This window comes from Streptomyces sp. S07_1.15, from assembly GCF_020739505.1.
GTDB lineage: Bacteria > Actinomycetota > Actinomycetes > Streptomycetales > Streptomycetaceae > Streptomyces > Streptomyces xinghaiensis.
Genome location: NZ_JAJBZK010000001.1, coordinates 883993 through 902509 on the forward strand (window position 1 = coordinate 883993; position 18517 = coordinate 902509).

General features: G+C 66.8%; 17 protein-coding genes and 1 pseudogene. 9 read left to right on the forward strand and 9 right to left on the reverse strand.

All coding sequences use genetic code 11. The annotated features are described in order from the left end of the window. Positions 1-8: 8 nt before the first annotated feature. The gene (locus LIX60_RS03800) at positions 9-440 is read right to left on the reverse strand and encodes a WXG100 family type VII secretion target (RefSeq protein WP_227957194.1); all 432 of its coding nucleotides are present in this window, start codon (positions 438-440) and stop codon (positions 9-11) included. A gap of 144 nt (positions 441-584) precedes the next feature. Here LIX60_RS03800 and LIX60_RS31695 point away from each other — a divergent pair, with 144 nt between their 5' ends. After that, positions 585-860 (forward strand): hypothetical protein, encoded by a 276-nt coding sequence (locus LIX60_RS31695; protein ID WP_308101085.1) that lies wholly within the window; start codon positions 585-587, stop codon positions 858-860. 122 nt (positions 861-982) lie between these two features. On the opposite strand, the gene LIX60_RS03810 is transcribed toward LIX60_RS31695, so the two are convergent. The 5 genes from LIX60_RS03810 to LIX60_RS03830 all read right to left on the reverse strand — a co-directional run bounded on the left by LIX60_RS03810 (position 983) and on the right by LIX60_RS03830 (position 7292). Beyond that, complete coding sequence (locus LIX60_RS03810; protein ID WP_227957195.1) at positions 983-1909, reverse strand: carbohydrate ABC transporter permease; 927 nt, start codon at positions 1907-1909, stop codon at positions 983-985. A gap of 2 nt (positions 1910-1911) precedes the next feature. Further along, a complete protein-coding gene (locus LIX60_RS03815) occupies positions 1912-2805 on the reverse strand; it encodes a carbohydrate ABC transporter permease (RefSeq protein ID WP_227957196.1) in 894 nt (297 codons plus the stop codon). Between the two features lie 95 nt (positions 2806-2900). After that, the gene (locus LIX60_RS03820) at positions 2901-4223 is read right to left on the reverse strand and encodes an ABC transporter substrate-binding protein (protein ID WP_227957197.1); all 1323 of its coding nucleotides are present in this window, start codon (positions 4221-4223) and stop codon (positions 2901-2903) included. A 70-nt stretch (positions 4224-4293) separates the two neighbouring features. Continuing rightward, positions 4294-6027, reverse strand: a complete 1734-nt coding sequence (locus tag LIX60_RS03825; protein ID WP_227957198.1) for an alpha-glucosidase — start codon at positions 6025-6027, stop codon at positions 4294-4296. An 83-nt stretch (positions 6028-6110) separates the two neighbouring features. After that, positions 6111-7292 (reverse strand): ROK family transcriptional regulator, encoded by a 1182-nt coding sequence (locus LIX60_RS03830; protein WP_227957199.1) that lies wholly within the window; start codon positions 7290-7292, stop codon positions 6111-6113. A 743-nt stretch (positions 7293-8035) separates the two neighbouring features. Between LIX60_RS03830 and LIX60_RS03835 the strand changes: the two genes are divergently transcribed. The 6 genes and pseudogenes from LIX60_RS03835 to LIX60_RS03860 all read left to right on the forward strand — a co-directional run. Next, positions 8036-10399 (forward strand): family 49 glycosyl hydrolase, encoded by a 2364-nt coding sequence (locus tag LIX60_RS03835; RefSeq protein WP_227957200.1) that lies wholly within the window; start codon positions 8036-8038, stop codon positions 10397-10399. 96 nt (positions 10400-10495) lie between these two features. Next, positions 10496-10930, forward strand: a complete 435-nt coding sequence (locus tag LIX60_RS03840) for a DoxX family protein (RefSeq protein ID WP_227957201.1) — start codon at positions 10496-10498, stop codon at positions 10928-10930. 83 nt (positions 10931-11013) lie between these two features. Next, positions 11014-11667, forward strand: a complete 654-nt coding sequence (locus LIX60_RS03845; protein WP_227957202.1) for a lytic polysaccharide monooxygenase auxiliary activity family 9 protein — start codon at positions 11014-11016, stop codon at positions 11665-11667. Positions 11668-11789: 122 nt separating this feature from the next. Further along, complete coding sequence (locus tag LIX60_RS03850; RefSeq protein ID WP_227957203.1) at positions 11790-12341, forward strand: DoxX family protein; 552 nt, start codon at positions 11790-11792, stop codon at positions 12339-12341. 48 nt (positions 12342-12389) lie between these two features. Continuing rightward, on the forward strand, positions 12390-13706 hold the full coding sequence (locus LIX60_RS03855) for an ABC transporter ATP-binding protein (RefSeq protein ID WP_227957204.1): 1317 nt from the start codon (positions 12390-12392) through the stop codon (positions 13704-13706). A 7-nt stretch (positions 13707-13713) separates the two neighbouring features. Then, a pseudogene (locus LIX60_RS03860) lies at positions 13714-13886 on the forward strand (IS5/IS1182 family transposase); the annotation flags it as partial. A 1273-nt stretch (positions 13887-15159) separates the two neighbouring features. Here LIX60_RS03860 and LIX60_RS03865 read toward each other — a convergent pair. The 3 genes from LIX60_RS03865 to LIX60_RS03875 form a co-directional block, all read right to left on the reverse strand. After that, positions 15160-15618, reverse strand: coding sequence for a hypothetical protein (locus LIX60_RS03865; protein ID WP_227957205.1), 459 nt, complete (start codon positions 15616-15618; stop codon positions 15160-15162). A 921-nt stretch (positions 15619-16539) separates the two neighbouring features. Continuing rightward, positions 16540-16902, reverse strand: coding sequence for a hypothetical protein (locus LIX60_RS03870; RefSeq protein WP_227957206.1), 363 nt, complete (start codon positions 16900-16902; stop codon positions 16540-16542). A 19-nt stretch (positions 16903-16921) separates the two neighbouring features. Further along, positions 16922-17095 carry a hypothetical protein gene (locus tag LIX60_RS03875; protein WP_227957207.1) on the reverse strand — a complete coding sequence of 58 codons (174 nt, stop codon included), beginning with the start codon at positions 17093-17095 and terminating at the stop codon, positions 16922-16924. Between the two features lie 192 nt (positions 17096-17287). On the opposite strand from LIX60_RS03875, the gene LIX60_RS03880 reads away from it, so the two are divergent. Both LIX60_RS03880 and LIX60_RS03885 read left to right on the forward strand, forming a co-directional pair. Further along, entirely contained in the window at positions 17288-17593 is a 306-nt protein-coding gene (locus tag LIX60_RS03880; protein WP_227957208.1) for a transposase, read from the forward strand. Further along, positions 17590-18483, forward strand: coding sequence for an IS3 family transposase (locus tag LIX60_RS03885; RefSeq protein ID WP_227957209.1), 894 nt, complete (start codon positions 17590-17592; stop codon positions 18481-18483). Before LIX60_RS03880 ends, LIX60_RS03885 begins: the two co-directional genes overlap by 4 nt. The last annotated feature ends 34 nt before the right edge of the window (positions 18484-18517 follow it).

The following is an 18517-nucleotide window of genomic DNA, read 5'->3' on the forward strand; positions in this document are numbered from 1 at the left end:
GGCGGGCGTCAGAACGAGTCGAGACTGCTGCGCTGACGCCCGGGAGCCTCGCCGCCCCGCGCGTCCGGGTGCGCGGTGGACAGCCTGTCGACCTCGCTGTCGATGTCCACCCGCACGCTGCGCATCTGCTGGAGCACGTCCAGCTCATCCTGCGTGAAACCGTCACGGCTCAGGCGCACGGCCCGCTCCAGGTGGCGCAGGACATCCCTGATGCGTACGGCGTCCTCGGCGGCCGCCCGGTGAAAGCCGCGGTACGCGGTCCCGGCCGGCCCGCGCCAGCCCTTCTCGATGCGGTCGACGATCGAGTCCATACGCCGGACCTGTCTGTCCAGGTGGTCCTGCGTATCGTCGAGGTCGTCAGCGAGTTTGGTGAGGTCCTCGCTTGACGCGCGCAGGTCGGCACCGCCATCCGGCCCCGCCCCTGTGTCGCGTGTGCCCATGCCACCAGCTCCCCCGCCCCGTGGCTTCAACAGCTCACGTCACATGACAGATGATCATATGCGTCATGTCTTCGCGCCGCGACGGAGACGAACTCCAATACCGCGCCCAAGGCGCGCAGAACGCAGACCGCACGTTCCGTCGGTGTGAGCCGCACCAGCGGCACCAGCAGCGCCGTCGACACAACGTCGCGCTGCTCGGCGGACTCCATGGAACCGAGCGAACCATCCTGCGTGAACACCGGTTCCGGCGGCCACGGCCCCAGGCGTGCTACGGGGCACCTCGCTCGTCTCTTCGCGCTCCTTGTGGCCGGCTCGACCGACCCGCAGATCTTCGACCTCACACTCCCCCTCGGCCGGGTCGCCGACGGCTACAAGGCCACTGATGGTTGCTTATGCAGAGGTATGTCCAACGGCACGTGACCTGGGCAGCCGTGATCCGCATTCCGGCGTGGGATCCGGGGCTGTCCGCAGACGTGGGTACCCCGGATCCGGCGGCGGGGCGGTGCGTGCCGGATCCGGGGTGGCTGTGGGGTGGGCAGGCGTTACTTCACGGCTCCGGCGGTCATGCCGCGGGTGAGGGAGCGCTGGAAGATGAGGAAGAAGATGACCATGGGGACGATGCCGAGGAGGGCTGCGGCGCTCATGGCGGTGGGGTCGCTGGTGTATTGGCCCTGCATGACGGAGAGGCCGAGGGGGACGGTCTGGTTGTCGTTGGAGATGAGCAGGACGAGGGGGTAGAGGAACTCGTTCCAGCTCCAGACGAAGAAGAAGACGCACATCACGGAGAGGGTGGGCCAGCTCATGGGGAGGACGATGCGCCACAGGATGGTCCAGCGGCCGGCTCCGTCCATGGCGGCGGCCTCGATGAGTTCGCGGGGGAAGCTGGCGAAGACGGAGGAGAGGAGGTAGGTGCCGAAGGCGCTGTAGGTGATGCCGACGAGGATGGTGTAGCCGAGTTTCCCGTCGTAGAGGCCCATCTCCTTGAAGAGGTAGTAGATGGGGTAGACGAGGCCCTCTTGCGGCAGGACGTTGACGCCGAGGAAGAAGATGAGGAAGGGGGTGCGCCAGCGGACGCGGCCGATGCCGATGGCGTAGGCGTTGAAGAGGGCGAGCAGGACGGCGATGAGGACGACGCCGAGGCTGATCTGGATGCTGTTGAAGAGTTTCTGGGTGAAGCCCACCCGTTCCCAGACTTCGGCGATGATGCTCCAGTTCCACTGGGCGGGTAGAGAAAGCGACCCGTTGCTGCGGAAGTCCGCGCTCGTCTTGAACGAGTTGAGCAGGATGACGATGAAGGGTGCGAGGAACGCGAGGACGAATACGGCGACGGCGGCCAGGACGGCGTAGGAGCCGGGGGTGCGGCGGTTGCCGGTGGCTTTGGCCTTGCCCGCTTTGGCCTTGACCGCTTTGGCCTTGACCGCTTTGCGCCGGTGGTTTGGGGGTGCCGTGGAAGTGGTGTGCGTGGTCATGGTCATCCGTCCTCGCGGGCCTGGCGGGTGAGCATCGTTCCGGCGATGATCAGCACGAGCAGGGTGATCGTGCTGGAGATCGCGGAGCCGTATCCGACGTCGGCGCGCTCGAAGAAGTTCTGGTAGGCGAAGTACGCGGGGACGAGGGTCGAGTTGCCGGGGCCGCCTCCGGTGAGGACGAAGATCTGGGCGAAGACCTTCAGGCCGGCGATGGTGGTGGTGACGAGTACGACGTAGACCTCGGGCCGCAGGATGGGCACGGTGATGCGGGTGAAGCGCTGCCACCAGGTGGCGCCGTCGAGTGAGGCGGCTTCGTACAGCTCGGGATCGATGCGCTGGAGCCCGGAGAGGAACAGCACCAGGGGGTAGCCGAGCTGCATCCAGACGAGGACGGAGAGGACCATCCACAGGGCGAGGTCGGGGTCTCCGAGCCAGTTCTGGGCCAGGGAGTTCAGGCCGATGGTTTCGAGGACGCTGTTGACGGCGCCTTCGGGGGCGAGGATCCAGCCCCACATCAGGCCGGTGACGGCGACGGGGATGACCTGGGGCAGATAGAGGCCGGAGCGGAAGAGGCTGACGAACCCGTCTCCGTGCTTCTTGCCGATGTAGTCGAAGAGCAGCGCGGCGAGAAAGAGGCCGAGCAGGGTGGGGACGACGGCGATGCCGACGATGACGAAGGCGATGTTGCGGAACGAGGCCCAGAAGTCGGCGTCGCTGAAGAGGCGGGTGTAGTTTTCGAAGCCGATCCAGGTGGGCTCTCCGACGCCCTGCCATTGGGTGAGGCTGTAGTAGAAGGTCATCACCAGCGGGACGACGAGGAAGAGCAGGCTCAGCAGCAGGCCGGGGGCGAGGAAGGCGCCGTATCCCGTGCGCCGCAGGTGACGTGTGGTTTTCACTGTTGCTCCAAGAGGGGCGGGACGGCGGCCCGGTGCTGGGCGGGCCGCCGTCCCCGGGAAGAAGGGGCTGACGCGCGGGTGCGGGCGGGTCAGCCTCAGCGCCGGGAGGCGGTGTACTTCTCGTAGGGGGCCTTGAGCTCGTCGAGGACGGCGTGGGGCTTGGCGCCGTTCATGAGGTTCTGGGTGGCGCCCATCCAGGTGTCGTAGTAGCCGGGGGCCGGCCAGTCCGGGTAGAAGGCGAGCCCGTTGCTGTCCTGGTAGGTGTTGAAGGCGGTGATGAGCTCGCGGGACTTGGAGTTCTCGATGGTGTCCGGCTTCGCGGCGAGCGGGACGTTGCCCTCTTCGCCGAGGATCTTCTGGATCTTGTCCGACATAGTGATGTCGATGAAGTCCTCGGCGAGCTTCTTGTTCTTGGCCTTGGTGGGCACGACCCAGTGGTTGCCGCCGGAGCCGAGGGTCTTCTTGCTGCCGGGGTAGGCGGCGGTGGACCAGGAGAAGTCGGTGATGTCGGCGGTCAGGCCGCCGAACCACCAGTTGCCGCCGACCATGATCGGGCGCTTCTGCGAGACGAACTGCTCGGTCATGTCGCTGCCCTTGAGGCCGACGTCCTTCTTCTCGAAGTAGCCCTTGTCGAGCCAGTCCTTGTAGGTCTCGACCGCGTAGGTCCACTCCGGGCCGTGGAAGTCGACCCTGCCCTTGTAGAGCTGGTAGTTGTCGACCCAGGCGTCATTGGCCTTGGCCAGGGCCAGCAGGTAGAGCCAGTGGCCGGCGGGGTGGTCGTTGCCGGCGTTGGCGAGCGGGGTAAGGCCGGCGGCCTTGAAGTCGGCCAGGGCCGCTTCGAAGCTCTGGAGGTCGGTGGGCTTGGCTATGTTGTGCTTCTTGAAGAGGTCGTCGTTGTAGTACGCCAGGACGAACTCCCCGTAGTTCGGGACGCCGTACCACTTGTCGCCGCCCATTTCGCCGTTGGCGTCGTAGCGGGCGGTGACGGAGGCGCTCTCGCTGATCTTCTTGTCCCAGCCGCGTTCCTTCGCGGTGGCGGTCAGGTCGGTGAGCAGCCCTTGCTTGGCGAGCAGGCCGGTGGTGGCGTTGCCCTTGTTGTACTCCATGACGTCGGGCGCCTTGTCGGAGTTGAGGATCATGCCCGCGTTCTGCTGGATCTGCTCGAACGTCTTGCGTTCGAAGACGACCTTCACGTCGGGGTGGGTCTTCTTGAACTCGGCTATGGCCGCGTCCCAGGCGTTGCTGAGGGCGCCGTCTTCCTGCTCGTAGTGCCACAGGCGCAGGGTTTTACCGTCTCCCTCGGCGGTGTCGGAGCCGCCGCCGCATGCGGCGAGGGGGGCGACGAGCGCCAGGGCGGACACGGCGAGCAGGGCTCGGCGTGTGGTGTGGCGTGTGGCACGGAAGCGCATGTTCGTCATGAGGATTCCTTGGGTGTGCGCGGATCGGGGCGGTGCGGGGGGAGACGGAGCGGGACGGGCGTGGGGGTGGTCAGGCGTTGCGGCGGTGGACGCGGGCTTCCCAGGGCTGCAGGGTGTGCGGGGCGCTGAGGGGTGTGGTGGCGGGAACGTTGGCGATGAGCGTCTCGCTGTGTTCCCAGCCGTCGGGCAGGTCGACGGTGAGGTCGTCCGGTCCGAAGTTCGCGAGGACGAGCAGTTCCGTGCCGGAGGCCGCGTCGTGGCGCGTGAAGGCGTAGAGCTGTTCGTGGTTGGGGTGGAGCATGTGGAAGTCGCCGTGGGTGAGGGCGGGCTCGGTGTGCCGCAGGGCGATCAGGCGGCGGTAGTAGTGGAATACGGAGTCGGGGTCGGCGAGCTGGGCCTTGGCGTTGACGTGGGTGTGGTCGGGGTTCACCGCGATCCAGGGGGTGCCGGCGGTGAAGCCGGCGTGCTGGGTGGTGTCCCACTGCATGGGGGTGCGGGCGTTGTCCCGGCTGCGGTGGCGCAGCCCGGCCAGGACCTGTTCTTCATCGACACCGAGTGCGGTCTGTTCGCGGTGGTGGTTGAGGGACTCGATGTCGCGGAAGTCGTCGATGGTGGCGAAGCGGGTGTTGGCCATGGCGAGCTCTTCGCCCTGGTACACGTAAGGGGTGCCGCGGTGCAGGTGGAGCACGGTGGCGAGGAGTTTCGCGGAGCGGTCGCGGTAGGCGGGGCTGTCGTCGCCGAAGCGGGAGACGGCGCGGGGCTGGTCGTGGTTGTTCCAGTACAGGCTGTTCCAGCCGGTCTCGCCGAGGCCGGTCTGCCAGCGGCCGAGGCTGGCCTTGAGGTCGGTCAGCTTGAGCGGGCGGACGTCGAACTTGCCGGCGGGGCCTTGGTCGAGGCCGACGTGCTCGAACTGGAAGACCATGTCGAGTTCGCGGCGGGCGGGGTCGGTGAAGAGCTTGGCGTCCTCGACAGTGACGCCGGGCATCTCGCCGACGGTGAGCAGGCGGCGCGGGTGGCCTTCGAAGACCTCGCGGTGCATTTCCGCCAGGTACTCGTGGATGCGGGGGCCGCAGATGTAGTGGGGGCTGCCGTCCCCGTGCAGGGCGCCTTCGTGGACGATGCCGTCGGGAAGACCGGGGGTCTTGGAGATGAGGTTGATGACGTCCATGCGGAAGCCGTCGACGCCCCGGTCGAGCCACCAGCGCATCATGGCGTAGACCGCCTGGCGCGCGGTGGGATTCTCCCAGTTGAGGTCAGGCTGCTTGCGGGAGAACAGGTGCAGGTAGTACTCGCCGCTCTTCTCGTCGTAGGCCCAGGTGGGGCCGGAGAAGAAGGAACCCCAGTTGTTGGGTTCCGCACCCGGGGTGCCCGGCTCCATGCCCTCGCGGGCGGGGCGCCAGATGTACCAGTCCCGCTTGCTGCCCTCGGGGCCTTCGTCGCGGGAGGCGGTGAACCAGGGATGTTCGTCGGAGGTGTGGTTGACGACCAGGTCCATGACGAGCTTCATGCCGCGCTCGTGCACGGCGGCCAGGAGCCGGTCGAAGTCTGCGAGGGTCCCGAAGAGCGGGTCGATGTCCTGGTAGTCGCTGATGTCGTACCCGTTGTCGTCGTGCGGAGACGGATAGACAGGGGACAGCCACAGGACGTCGACGCCGAGCTGGACAAGGTAGTCCAGCCGTTCGATGATGCCTTGCAGGTCGCCGATGCCGTCCGCGTTCGAGTCGGCGAAGCTGCGGGGGTAGATCTGGTACACCACCGCTTCGCTCCACCAGGCGTCGGCGGGATTGGCTTCGATTTCGGGCACGTCAAACCTCATCGTGATCGCATGATTGCTTTTGGTTACTTCACTGGGTGGCGTGCTGCCGCAGCAGCGGCGGGCGCTGTGGGTCAGGAGATGGCCGCGCCCACGGTGTCGCGGATGACGAGGCAGGCGGCGCCCCGGGCCCAGAGGTCGTGGCGGGCGGGGTCGACGTGGATGTCGCAGTCGGTGGCCGCGGTGGAGAACGCCTGGGCTTCCATCGCCTCGCTCATGTGCGGGCCGAACAGGTCGTAGGCGACCGCGCCTTCTCCGGCGATGATGATTTTCTGCAGGTTGAGCAGGTTGCACATGCCGGCCACGCCTCTGCCGAGGGCGGTGCCGGCTTCGGCGAAGGCGGATCGGGCCACGGTGCGGGCCGCCCCGGCTTCACCTCGCGCGAGGTCGATGGCCTCCGTGATCGTGTCGCAGGGGAATCCGCCGTCTGCGAGGTGGCGCAGGATGGCACGGTCGCCCGCCAGGGCTTCCAGGCACCCTCGGCGGCCGCAGCTGCACATAGGCCCGGAGGGGTCCAAGGGCAGGTGGCCGAGTTCGCCCGCCAGTCCGGTGGCGCCGGAGAACAGGGAGCCGTCCAGGAGCAGTCCGCAGCCGATGCCGGGGCCGACGGTGACCACGGCAAAGGAGTCGATGTCGCGGCCTTCACCGAACCAGCGTTCGGCGACGACCAGGGTGTTGACGTCGTTGTTGACGACCACCGACAGCCCGGTCGCCTCCCGCAGGGGCCCGGCCACGTCGACCTTGTTCCAGTCAAGCAGGGCCGAGTATCGGCATATCCCGGCTGCCGAATCGACGTGGCCGCTGACGCCGACGCCGAGTCCGAGCACCCTGTCCGCCGCTTCGGGCGCCTCTTCGAGGAGCCTGCCGGTCAGCGAGGCGGCGGCGGACAGGGCGGTATGGGGGGTGCAGTCGGCCAGGGGTTCCTCGCCCCGGGCCAGGACGTTGGCCGCCATGTCGGTCACGACGCCGGACACCTGTCCGGGGCCGATCTTCATGCCGACGACCACGTGCTTGTCGGGATTGACGTGCAGCATCTTCTGCGGCCTGCCCCGCCCCTGGGAAACCGGGTCACTCTCGCGCAGGTAGTCGTGCTCGAGCAGCGGCGGCAGCATGCGGGTGACGGAGGAGGGCACCAGGCCCAGGCGCTGGGCGAGCTGGGTGCGCGAGATGGGTCCTGCGGTGAGCACGGTCGCGAAGATCTCCGCCCGGGTCTGCTCACCGACAAGCTCCGAGAACCGGATCTTGGACGGGCTCATCACGCGGTGCCTCCAGGTAGTGGTCTGTCAGGGCCGTTGCATCGGGTTCAGCGCCATCGAACCCGATGCGGGTGGCGAGGGCTTCCCGTATGCGCGGGGCCGGTACTGCCAAGCGTTGCAGAGATCGTCATCGCGCCTCCTGCGGCTGGGACGCCGTCGACCTGTGTAAGTCGGCGTCGCTGCTGATGACGGGAGTGTGTCCCTCAGCCTTTAAGTGCGTCAAGGAAGAAAACATCGCGTTACGCAACCGTGATGGCCCACCCCTGCCGGACACTCGTGGTCGATTTGCTCCTTTTGTGCTTCTTGTTATGCGCACACTGGCCCCGCAGGTCGAAGAATCCTGTTTATTTCATTGACACAGGGAAGAAATGACGGGAAGTTAACCGTCAACCGGGGCGGAGCCAGGGCCTGTTGGGCCACAGGTCGCCGTCACGCCTGCAGCCCCCTCACCCCTCGGGGCGGGCAGGACCGGTTCGTTCCGTTCGCAGGACCGGTGTCCTGTGCTCCTGGCCCTGCGAATGATCCCCGCGTGGACTCCCTCAGCCGCCTCCCCCGAAGAGAGACGGACCGCCGACCAGGACGAGTGCCGCACTCCGCACCCCGGTCAAGCCCCGGAAACGGGCGACCGCATGCACCGATGACTCCGCCACACAGCTGTTCCAGCTGTCCCAGCGGTGTCCGTGCCCGCCCCCGGGCGGGTGCCCTGGGGCCATGCACCGATTCATCAAGGAGAGGACATCATCATGCCCGCAGGAAGACTGCGACGGCTCAACCCGCTGGCGGCCATCGCCGCCGGCCTGGCACTGGCGCTCGCTGGAGCCGTCGTACCCGCCAGCACCCTGGCCTCGGCCGCCCCCGCTCCGGCAGGGCAGCTCGTCCCTGCTGCTGCGGTACTCGCGGCGCCGGCAACAGGAGCGGCGGGTGACACCGCCAACAGCGAGCAGCTGCAGACCTGGTGGCACGACAACCACGAGTTCAACACCAGCAGCCCGGTGGGCGGCGACAAAGTGCGGCGGTCCTCCTTCTACGACGTGAAGGTGGCCACGGCCGCGGCGCCGACGACGAAGTACGACTCGTTCGCGTACATGAACATCCCCCGCAGCGGCAAGGGGAAGATCGGCTACACCAAGGAGGACGGCGCGGAGTTCTCCGCGTCGGCGAACCTCACCATGAGCTGGTCCTCCTTCCAGTACACGGCCGATGCGTGGGTCGACGTGTCCCTGCGCACCGACCAGAGCATCTCCTCCGCCGACCAGGTCAAGATCAAGCCGAGCAGCCTGAACTTCGACAAGGAGCTCGTCAACAGCAAGACCATCCGGATCAAGGTGCCCTACAGCAGCAAGGGCTACCGGTTCTCCGTCGAGTTCGACCCGCAGCTCTACACGGCCTACAACGACATGTCCGGCCCGGCCAACGACGCCGGCAAGCTGACCACCAGCGGCGGCGGCAACAACCGGGCCATCCACACCGAACCGCGCAACTCGATGATGATCTTCGCCGAGCCGACGCCGACCGGTGCGGAGAAGGAACGGCTCATCCCCACCGCCGCATCAGGGAGCATCCACTACCCCGAGCCCGGCCAGGTCACCAACCTGAACAACATCGACAAGGAGATCATCTACTTCCGCCCCGGCACCTACACCATGGGCTCGAAGTACCACGCGGTGCTCCCGCCGAACGTGAAGTGGGTCTACCTCGCCCCCGGCGCCTACGTGAAGGGAGCCTTCCGCTTCTTCCACGACAACCAGGGCCTGTACAAGGTCACCGGGTACGGCGTGCTCTCCGGTGAGCAGTACGTCTACGAGGCGGACACCAACAACAACTACGACCACCTCAGCGGCGCGTCGAACTGCCACGCCTCCTGCGTGAAAATGCTCCAGTTCCAGTCCGCCAACGCCCAGCAGTACCTCGACCTGCAGGGCGTGACGATCAACGAACCGCCCTACCACTCGTTCGTCGTCTACGGCAACGAGCAGACCTTCCAGATGCGCGTCGACAACTACAAGCAGGTCGGCTCCTGGTACTGGCAGACCGACGGCATCGAGCTCTACCGCGGCAGCACCATGAAGAACACGTTCTTCAACGCCAACGACGACGTGCTGAAGATGTACCACAGCGACGTCACCATTGATAACACCGTCATCTGGAAGAACGAGAACGGCCCCGTCATCCAGTGGGGCTGGACCCCCCGCAACATCGACAACGTCCGGGTGACCAACACCCACGTCATCCACAACCGGATGTACTGGAAGGACGTCAAGTACAACACCTGCATCCTCAACTCCTCCTCCCACTGGGAGAACCCCGGATCAACCACCATGGGTAACCCCGGTGCGAAGGTGCAGAACATGACCTTCGAGAACATCACCGTCGAGGGCATGACCAACTGCGCGATCCGCGTCTTCGCCCTCTCCAGCACTGAGAACATCCACGTCAAGAACCTGAAGATCGACAGCTGGAGCGGCCTCGACCCGAGCAGCCAGATCAGCCTGCTCAAGCGCCACTCCAACAGCGCCGGCCAGAAGGTCACCCTGGGGAACGAGACGACCCAGAGCAAGGGCCTCAAGCTCGAGAACTACACCGTCGGCGGCACTGTCATCAACAAGTCCGGCACCAACTGGAGCGCGGACAAGCCCGGCCGGCTCGGCTTTGACGCCGAGAACTGGGACAACTGGAACGCTTGGGGCCCCGGCGGCGGCAACCCCGACCCGGACCCGGACCCGGGTTCCGGCCAGATCGTCAACGGCGGCAACGCCAAGTGCATCGACCGCGCTGGAGCCGGCACGGCCAACGGCACCGCGATCCAGCAGTGGGCCTGCGCGAACACCGCCTCGATGACCTGGACGCTGGACGGCCAGCAGCTCAAGTCCGGCGGCAAGTGCCTCGACGTCGAAGGCGGCGCCACCGCCAACGGCACCAAGGCCCACCTGTGGGACTGCGGCGGCTGGGACAGCCAGAAGTGGGCCTTCCAGGCCAACGGCACGCTGAAGAACCTCAAGTCCGGCCGCTGCCTCGACATCGAAGGCCAGAGCACTGCCAACGGTGCCCGTCTCCACCTGTGGGACTGCAGTACCTGGGCCAGCCAGAAGTTCAGCCTCACCGCCTAGCCGCACCAGTGGTCGGTGGCCGCACCCGCGGCGGCCACCGACCACCAGGCCCAGCAGCACACCCTCCCCCCCACCCCGCAGAAGGACTTGCCCCACATGCCATCAACCCGGTTCGAACTGTCCGTCCTGAGCCTCTTCCGCATCGTGACCGGTCTGCTCTTCGCCTGCCACGGAGCCGCCACCCTCTTCGACGTCTTAGGCGGCCCGCACGGCGAGGTACCCAGCGCCGGGCAGTGGCCCAGCTGGTGGGCCGCGGTGATCCAGCTGACCGGCGGAGCACTCGTGCTGATCGGCATCGGCACCCGCCCGGCAGCCTTCGTGTGCTCAGGCTCCATGGCCTACGCCTACTTCGTCCACCACCAGGGCGACGGACTGTTCCCAATACAGAACGGCGGGGAGAGCGCCGCGCTGTTCTGCTGGGCCTTCCTGCTCATCGCCACCCTCGGCCCCGGCCGGTGGTCCCTGACGGTCCTGCTGAACCTGCCCGCCCGCCGACGAGAGGAGGTGAGCAACGGCCCCAGCAACGTCTGAACACATCACGCCAGCTGTCATGTACACCTAAATCACTGGCCGAGGTCGGCCTGTGATCTCCACACACTCGGAGGAAAAGCACCATGAACCGCATACCCGCAACGCTGTCCCGCGCCGTCGCGCTGAGCTCCGCCGTACTGGCCACCGCCCTCCTCGGCGTCGTCCAAGCACCCGCGGCCTCTGCGCACGGCACCGTCATCACCCCCGAGACCCGCAACTACGGCTGCCTGCAGCGCTGGGGCTACACCGAGCCCAGCGAGTCCCAGGACCCCATGTGCTACCGGACCTACCACGAGAACGCGAACGCCATCGGCGCGTGGAAGGCCGTCTACGCCAACAACACCGGCGACAACTACAAGCAGGTCATCCCCAACGGAGAGATCTGCAGCGCCGGCGGCCAGGGCGAGACGAACTACCGGCCCCTCGACCGCCCGGGCCCGTGGAAGATGACCGACATCGGCTCCAACTTCACCGTCGACATCTACGACGAGGCCCGGCACGGCGCGGACTGGCTCGAGGTCTACGTCACCAAGCAGGGCTTCAACCCGGAGTACCAGCTGATCGGGTGGGACGACCTCGAGCTGGTGAAGAAGACCGGCAGCTACACCTACCAGCCGCACTACGTCACGGACGTCAGCACCTCCGGTTACAGCGGACGCCACGTCGTGGTGACCGTCTGGAAGGCGTCGCACATGGACCAGAAGTACTTCCTGTGCAGCGACGTCAACTTCAGCTGACAGCCGGCTGACCCGGGCCCCGTGGGAGGCACTGCTTCCCACGGGGCCCCGCCCCTTCCCGACCCCGCAGGGCCCGGGACTGCGACCAACCGCCCTCGTCAGGTGCCCAGCAGTCTGTACCCGTGATCGTCTCCAGCGGAGGATCGACGATAACCAGCACTTCCCACCGCCGCCACCCCGCCGAAATCCCTGCCCCCACCGACCAGGCGCCCGCCCCGCAGCCGAGCGCACGGCAGTCCCTGCGAAGCCGCCTCGCACCCCACGCGCACCGCTACACGCGGGTCAGCCCCGCCGTTCTGCGCGTCTGCATCGGCCTGATCTTCTGCTGGTTCGGCATCCTGAAGTTCTTCCCCGGCGCGAGCGCAGCCGAGGGCTTCGCCATCAGCGCCATGACCGAAATGGCCATGGGGCTCATCCCCGCCCCGGCCTGCCTGCTCCTGCTCGCGGTTCTGGAGACGGGCATCGGACTCGCGCTCCTGACCGGCTTCCTGCTCCGCTGGGCCCTGGCAGCGTTCTTCCTCCACATGGCCGGAGTTTTCCTCTCCCTGCTGGTCCTGCCGGACACCGCCTGGCACACCGCGGCTGTTCCCACCCTCGAAGGCCAGTACGTCATCAAGAACCTCGTCCTGGTCGCCGCATGCCTCCACATCGCCGCCGACGAACTCACCCCCTGACCGGCCCCTCTCTTTTCCCGCCAAGCGCGACACGTACCAGGAGCACCCGTGGGCAGCACCATCACCCTGCACAACCTAGCCAAGACCTACCCCAACGGGCAGAGAGCCGTGCGCCAGCTCTCCATGACCGTCGAGGACGGCGAGTTCCTCGTCCTGCTCGGCCCCTCCGGATGCGGCAAGTCCACCCTCCTGCGCATGATCGCCGGTCTGGAAACGATCAGCGGGGGCGAGCTGCACCTCGACGGAAAGATCGCCAACGACCTCCAGCCCAGCGAACGCGACATCGCGATGATCTTCCAGAGCTTCGCGCTCTACCCCAACATGACCACCGCGCAGAACATCGGCTTCCCCCTGGCGGTCCAGAAGCAGGACCCCGACCAGGTGAGTGCCCGCGTGCAGGCCGTCGCCCAGACCCTGGGCATCGGCCACCTCCTGGACCAGATCCCCGGCCGGCTCTCCGGCGGGGAGCGCCAGCGCGTCGCCATGGGCCGCGCCGTGGTCCGGCGTCCCTCGGTCTTCCTGATGGACGAGCCGCTCTCCAGTCTCGACACCCGGCTGCGCGCCCGCCTGCGCACCGAAATGCTCGCGGTCACCCGCAGCACCGGTGCGACGACGATCTACGTCACCCACGACCAGGCCGAGGCCATGGCGCTCGGCGACCGGGTGGCAGTCATGCGCGACGGGATCCTCCAGCAGATCGACACCCCCCGCAACCTCTACGCGCTGCCCGCCAACGCCTTCGTCGCCTCCTTCGTCGGCACCCCGAGGATCAACCTGCTGCACGGCACCGTGTACGCCCCCGTTGACGGCCTCATGGCACTCAACTTCGGAGCCCAGAAGATCACCCTGTCCTACCCGCTCACCCACGACCACCAGATGCTCCGCATCGTCCAGGGACAGCCGCTCCTCATCGGCCTCCGTCCCGAAGCCATCCGCATCGCCGACCAGACACACGCCACCGCCTTCGAACGAGCCATGACCGGCGTCGTCGAGCACGCCGAGTTCCAAGGCCACGAAGCCCTGCTCCACCTTTCACTCGGCGGACAACGGGCCGACGTACCGGCCCAACTCCCCGACCACACGCCCCACCACCCGGCCCGCGGAAGCGCCGCCGACCTCCTGCGTCAACTCCGCCGCCGCACCGGCCTCTTCGGCCGCCTCCCCGCACACCCCAGAGACACACAGCCTCCGGCGCAGCCCCCTGCTCGCAAAGGCATCGGAGAACTCGTCATACGCGATGAACCGGGCGCACGTCATCGAAGAGGCCAGCACATCCCCCTCCTCATCGACGTACGCAACCTGCTCATCTTCGATGTACGCGGCGAACGCATCAGCCCCGACCCCACCCGAGTTCCGGAACTCTGACTACAGCCGAAACCGGAAGTGCGGCATCAAGCCACTCATCGCCAGGCGGGGTGTCGCCCATGGCTCCGGCCCGGGAAAGACCCGGTGGGATCTCGAGCGCACCTTGCCTGGCTCCACCAGTTCCAACGCCTACGGATCCGCTATGAACGCCGTGCAGATCTCCATCACGGTCTCCTGTAACTGGCTTGCTGCATCATCTGTCTCCGCCGACTGCGGGCACCGGCCTGCCATGGCTCGACCCTCTCAGGGAATCGAGCCTCCATCAGACCTGGAGCGGTTCAGGAAGACGCGGGAAGGCCCGACCAACCAAAGAGGGCCCTGACCCGGGTATCCCCCGCGTCAGGGCCATGAAGGTGGACGAGTCGGCCTGTGCGCCGGGTTGAGAATGAGACGGCCGCCGTCACCATCAGCGTCTCGCCCCCCATCAGCGCCGATCCTGCTTCCCACGTTTTGCGGCTCCTGCCGGGGACTCGAACCTGCGGCCAAGCGTCGACGTCTACCGGTTCAGCCGCACAATCACCTGGATCAACAGCTGGCCGCCCACGTCAGGGAACGGCTGGTCGAAGCCAACGAAAGATGAGCCTGACCCGGATATAAGCCAGTTCGGGGCAGCGTCAGCGTACGAGTCGGTCTGTACGCCGGGTACAGAGCGAGACGGCCGCTGTCACCATCAGCGGCCGCAGCCCCACGACGCCAGGAGGTTCACCGCGCAGCGCACCCAAACCACCTCTGGAAGGCCGGAACGGTAGAGCTTGGTAGAGCGCTGAACTGCCCTGTGCGGCGTGGCGGTTGTGGGAGTGCCCCGTCTGCGGCCAAAACGCCAAGGGGCATTGGCCGTCCCCGACCCGGGATGTCGTCGCCAGCCCGGCACCATGGCCCGCTCTTGGCCTGCACAGATCCCGAGTACGGGGCCTCGGCGAGGAGCACGGTGGTCCCCGTCGTATGGGGAGCGGCGCCGGTGCGCCCAGTCGGGAAGAGGCCGGTGAGCGGACAAGGGGTTCTTTGGCCGGTGGCCGGTCGGATCGGACCGACGCGGGTGGGTGACCGTAGGGGCGAAGGGTTGACGGCGGCGTGCAGTGGCGCGGTACGGCCGGCTACGTCTACCGGATCGGGTGACGGACGAAACGGGCACGGTTGACACGTCTGCGAGGTGGGAGCGCGAGGGCTCCCAGAGGGCTCCCCATCGCTCCCACCCCGGGAACGGCAAAGGCCGTTCCCGCTACCCGCGGAAACGGCCTACGGAGCCATGACCCCGCAGCAAAGCCCTGAACTGCCGTAGAGCGCCGTAGGGCTACCCCCGAACAGCTACCCGCACGCTGACTGGCCGTCGGAACTCCAGAACCCAATCCAGATCCGTAGGCCGCAATCGAGCGCTCCGGAGAGCGGTCCGAGCACGGCAGGTGAACCACTCCGGGGACAGTCCGGAGTCTCCAACAAACCCGGATCGGTTCAGTCAAGCCTGAATGGCAGCGGCATCCCGGAGTGCGTATGCGTAGCCTCTGGAGTTCTCCGGAATCAGTTGGGACATCCACTGGAAGAAACGGGTGGCTTCTTCCTTGATGGCCGCACTCAGTTCCTTCCTGAAACAGTATGCTACGCGTCGACCGTCTCCAGCGTCGCAGGTAACCAACATGCGCCCATTGCGCCCGTTTTCCAGAGTCAGCCGAATGGGCTGGTCAGGGAACAGGGTCTCGCTTCGGCCGGAAGTAGACGCCTCACCGATCAAGCGGACAAGATAGGCCCACAACTGATCGACATAGTCGTACATGTCGCAGTCGATAATGGGGACATGGTTGATCGTCAGCTCTATGGCACCTTCCACATAATCGCGATCTCCGTCGTATGTGGAAACCTGGTCGACCGGGTGAAATTTCCCGTCTGCACCCATGAGATAGCTCTTCACTTCAATCAAGACTGCGGCACCTCCGTAGGGCCAGAATTCGAAAATTTACCCGCCCATAGGCGGCGGGCTCCGCCAACCTCAACGACGATGCCCGCCAAGCCCGTAAGCGGCTGTCACGTAATTCCTGGCGGGCGCGCGACGCCGGCTACGGGCACCCCCAGCCTTCGCGGGGGTGCCCCACGCCGCTGTGCCGGAACATCGGGTCTGCTGCACGACAAGTGTCATGCGGGGTTACGACCTGGTCCCGCCTGGGCAAACCCGGCCCTGGTCGCGCTCCCCGTCTTGGCGCTCCTTTGCCTGGTCTACACCGTGCCCCTGATCGTCACCCACCACCGTGTCAAAAGGACGGCGCGTCACGAACGAACTGAGCACGCGCAGTGTGCTCGGCACTGTCGGCAGCCTGGTAGGGCCGACCACCTTCGCCCCCTGGACAACACCCCGGGTGCAGCCACCGCCCCGGCCCGGACGGACCAGGGCGGCTACCACCTGGCGCGGCAGCCACTCGGCCAACGACTGGCAGGCCTTGGACAAAAGCACGTCTGCACCATCGAGGGCAGTGGCCGGGCCGCACGCCTGGCCACCGGTGATCCCAACTCAACTCAGCCACTCGACCACCCATCGACCTTCCTGGAAGAAGGCCTCCAGAGACGCAAAATACTCCCACTCGTCTCCACCGGCGACTTCGTCCGTGTCCGCAGCAGTCAGGACGAGATAGCTCGGAGGGTGGTTCCGAGAGCTCCCGGACGAACACATACCGCCCCTGTTCGTCGCCCGTGGCGATCCGCCCCAGCGTTTTCCACCTTGATCATTCTTCATGCTCCCGAGCTGCGGGGGCCGCCGGTCCGGGTGGCCGGCGGCTGAGGTTGACGGACCTACGCGGGCCCCGGCCGACAGAGGTCGGCCGGGGCCCGCGGTGTCAGGATGCGACGCTCACCGCTCTTGCTCACACATCCCATCCTCCAGCTCCTGGATGTCCCGGTCGCCGGAGGCCACGCAGATCCAGCGGGTCGGCTCCTCGGTGTACTCCCAGCTCTGGGGGTCGGCGAGTAGCTCGTCCAGCTCCTGCCCAGTGACCTCCTCGCCGGTGTGGTCCGCGGGCCACTCGTCCGACCGGAACACCTTGATGAACCCAAGTCGGCTCCAGCAGGCGATTAGACGGGCGAAGCGCGGAATGTGTTTCACCCGCTCCCGCTCGTCCTCACTGTCGGACCAGTCCGCGAGCAGACTCCAGAGATCCGAGCCCTCGCCGCCGTTGACGTAGAGGCAGTACTCGTCGTCTTGCCAGTCTTTCACCGATTGCTCCCTTCCACACTCAGTCCAGGGTCGGGTTGCCGGCCAGCGGAATGCGGATGGGCTTCTTCTTGCCCTGCTGGATCTTGACATACGGACCCCGGTGCAGGGGATCGTTCATGACGTGGGAGCCGTCGGCCTTCTTTGCGTTGTTGCCTGCCTCGAAGACCATGGCGCCGCCGTCGGTCCTGATCATGAACCCGCCGCCCGTTGCCGAATGCGAGGGTTTACGGTCCTTGCCCTTGAGCAGGTTGTCCAGCTCGGCAGGCGTGGCACCGCGCAGGGACTCGGGATCGTCCAGGCTGCGGGTGACCTTGGAGGTGGAGCTTCCCCTTGATGTTGGACACCTGGAGACTGGGATGTGAGGTCCCAGAGGAAGTAGTGCCAGGTGGGAAACAAGAACAGCCGGAGCAGGCGGTACTCGGAGGAGTTCAAGCGGGACGCGGTCGCGCTGGTCCATTCCTCCGGCAGGACGGTCACGGAGGTGGCCCGGGAGCTCGGTGTCAGCGCGGAGGGCCTGCGGAACTGGGTGAAGCAGGACACGGTCGACCGCGGCCAGGGGGCGCCGGGCGAGCTGACGAGCGCGGAGCGGGAAGAGCTGCGACGGCTGCGGCGGCAGAACCGTGAGCAGGCCGAGACGATCGAGGTGCTGCGAAAAGCGGCGGTCTTCTTCGCGCAGGAGAGCGATCGATGAACGAGGTGTACGCGTTCATCGGGGCGGAGAAGACCACCCACGGTGTCGCTCTGTTGTGCCGGCTGCTGAAAGTGGCCCGCTCCTCCTTCTATGCCTGGCTGGCGGGCGAGCAGGCCCGCGCCGCCCGCCGGGCCGCCGATGAGGCCCTGGCCCACGAGATCACCGTGCTGCGCCTCGCCTCCCGGAGCACCTACGGGGTGCCGCGGATCCATGCCGAACTGCGCAGGCTGGGCAGCGGGATCAACCGCAAGCGTGTGGAGCGGGTCATGCGTGAACGCGGCATCGCCGGTGTGACGCGCCGCAAGCGCAAGAGCGTGACCCGCCCGGCGAAGAAGGCCGTGCCCGCCCTCGACCTGATCGGCCGCGACTTCACCGAGAGCGCGCCGGGGACCAGACTGGTCGGCGACATCACCTACATCCCCACCGGTGAGGGCTGGCTGTATCTGGCGACCTGGCTGGACCTGGCCACCCGCGAGATCGTCGGCTACTCGATGGCCGACCATCACCGCGCGACCCTGCTCGTCGACGCCCTGGCGATGGCGGCCGGCCGCGGCCGGCTCCGGCCCCGCTGCATCGTGCACTCCGACCGCGGAGCGGAGTACACCTCCGACGAACTCCGCCGCACCATAGACCGGTTGGGACTGCGGCAGAGCATGGGCCGCACCGGCTCCTGCTACGACAACGCTGCCGCCGAGAGCTTCTTCGCACTGCTCAAAGCAGAAATCGGCACCCGCCACTGGCCCGACCGGAACACCGCCCGCGCCGAGATCTTCGCCTTCATCGAAACCTTCTACAACCGCAAACGGCTACGCAAGCACCCGCTGTGGGGCTACCTCACCCCGCTGGAGATCAGACAGCGACACGAACGAGGACACGACCTCGCAGCGTAAGCATCGAGTGTCCAACATCACGGGGGAACTCCAC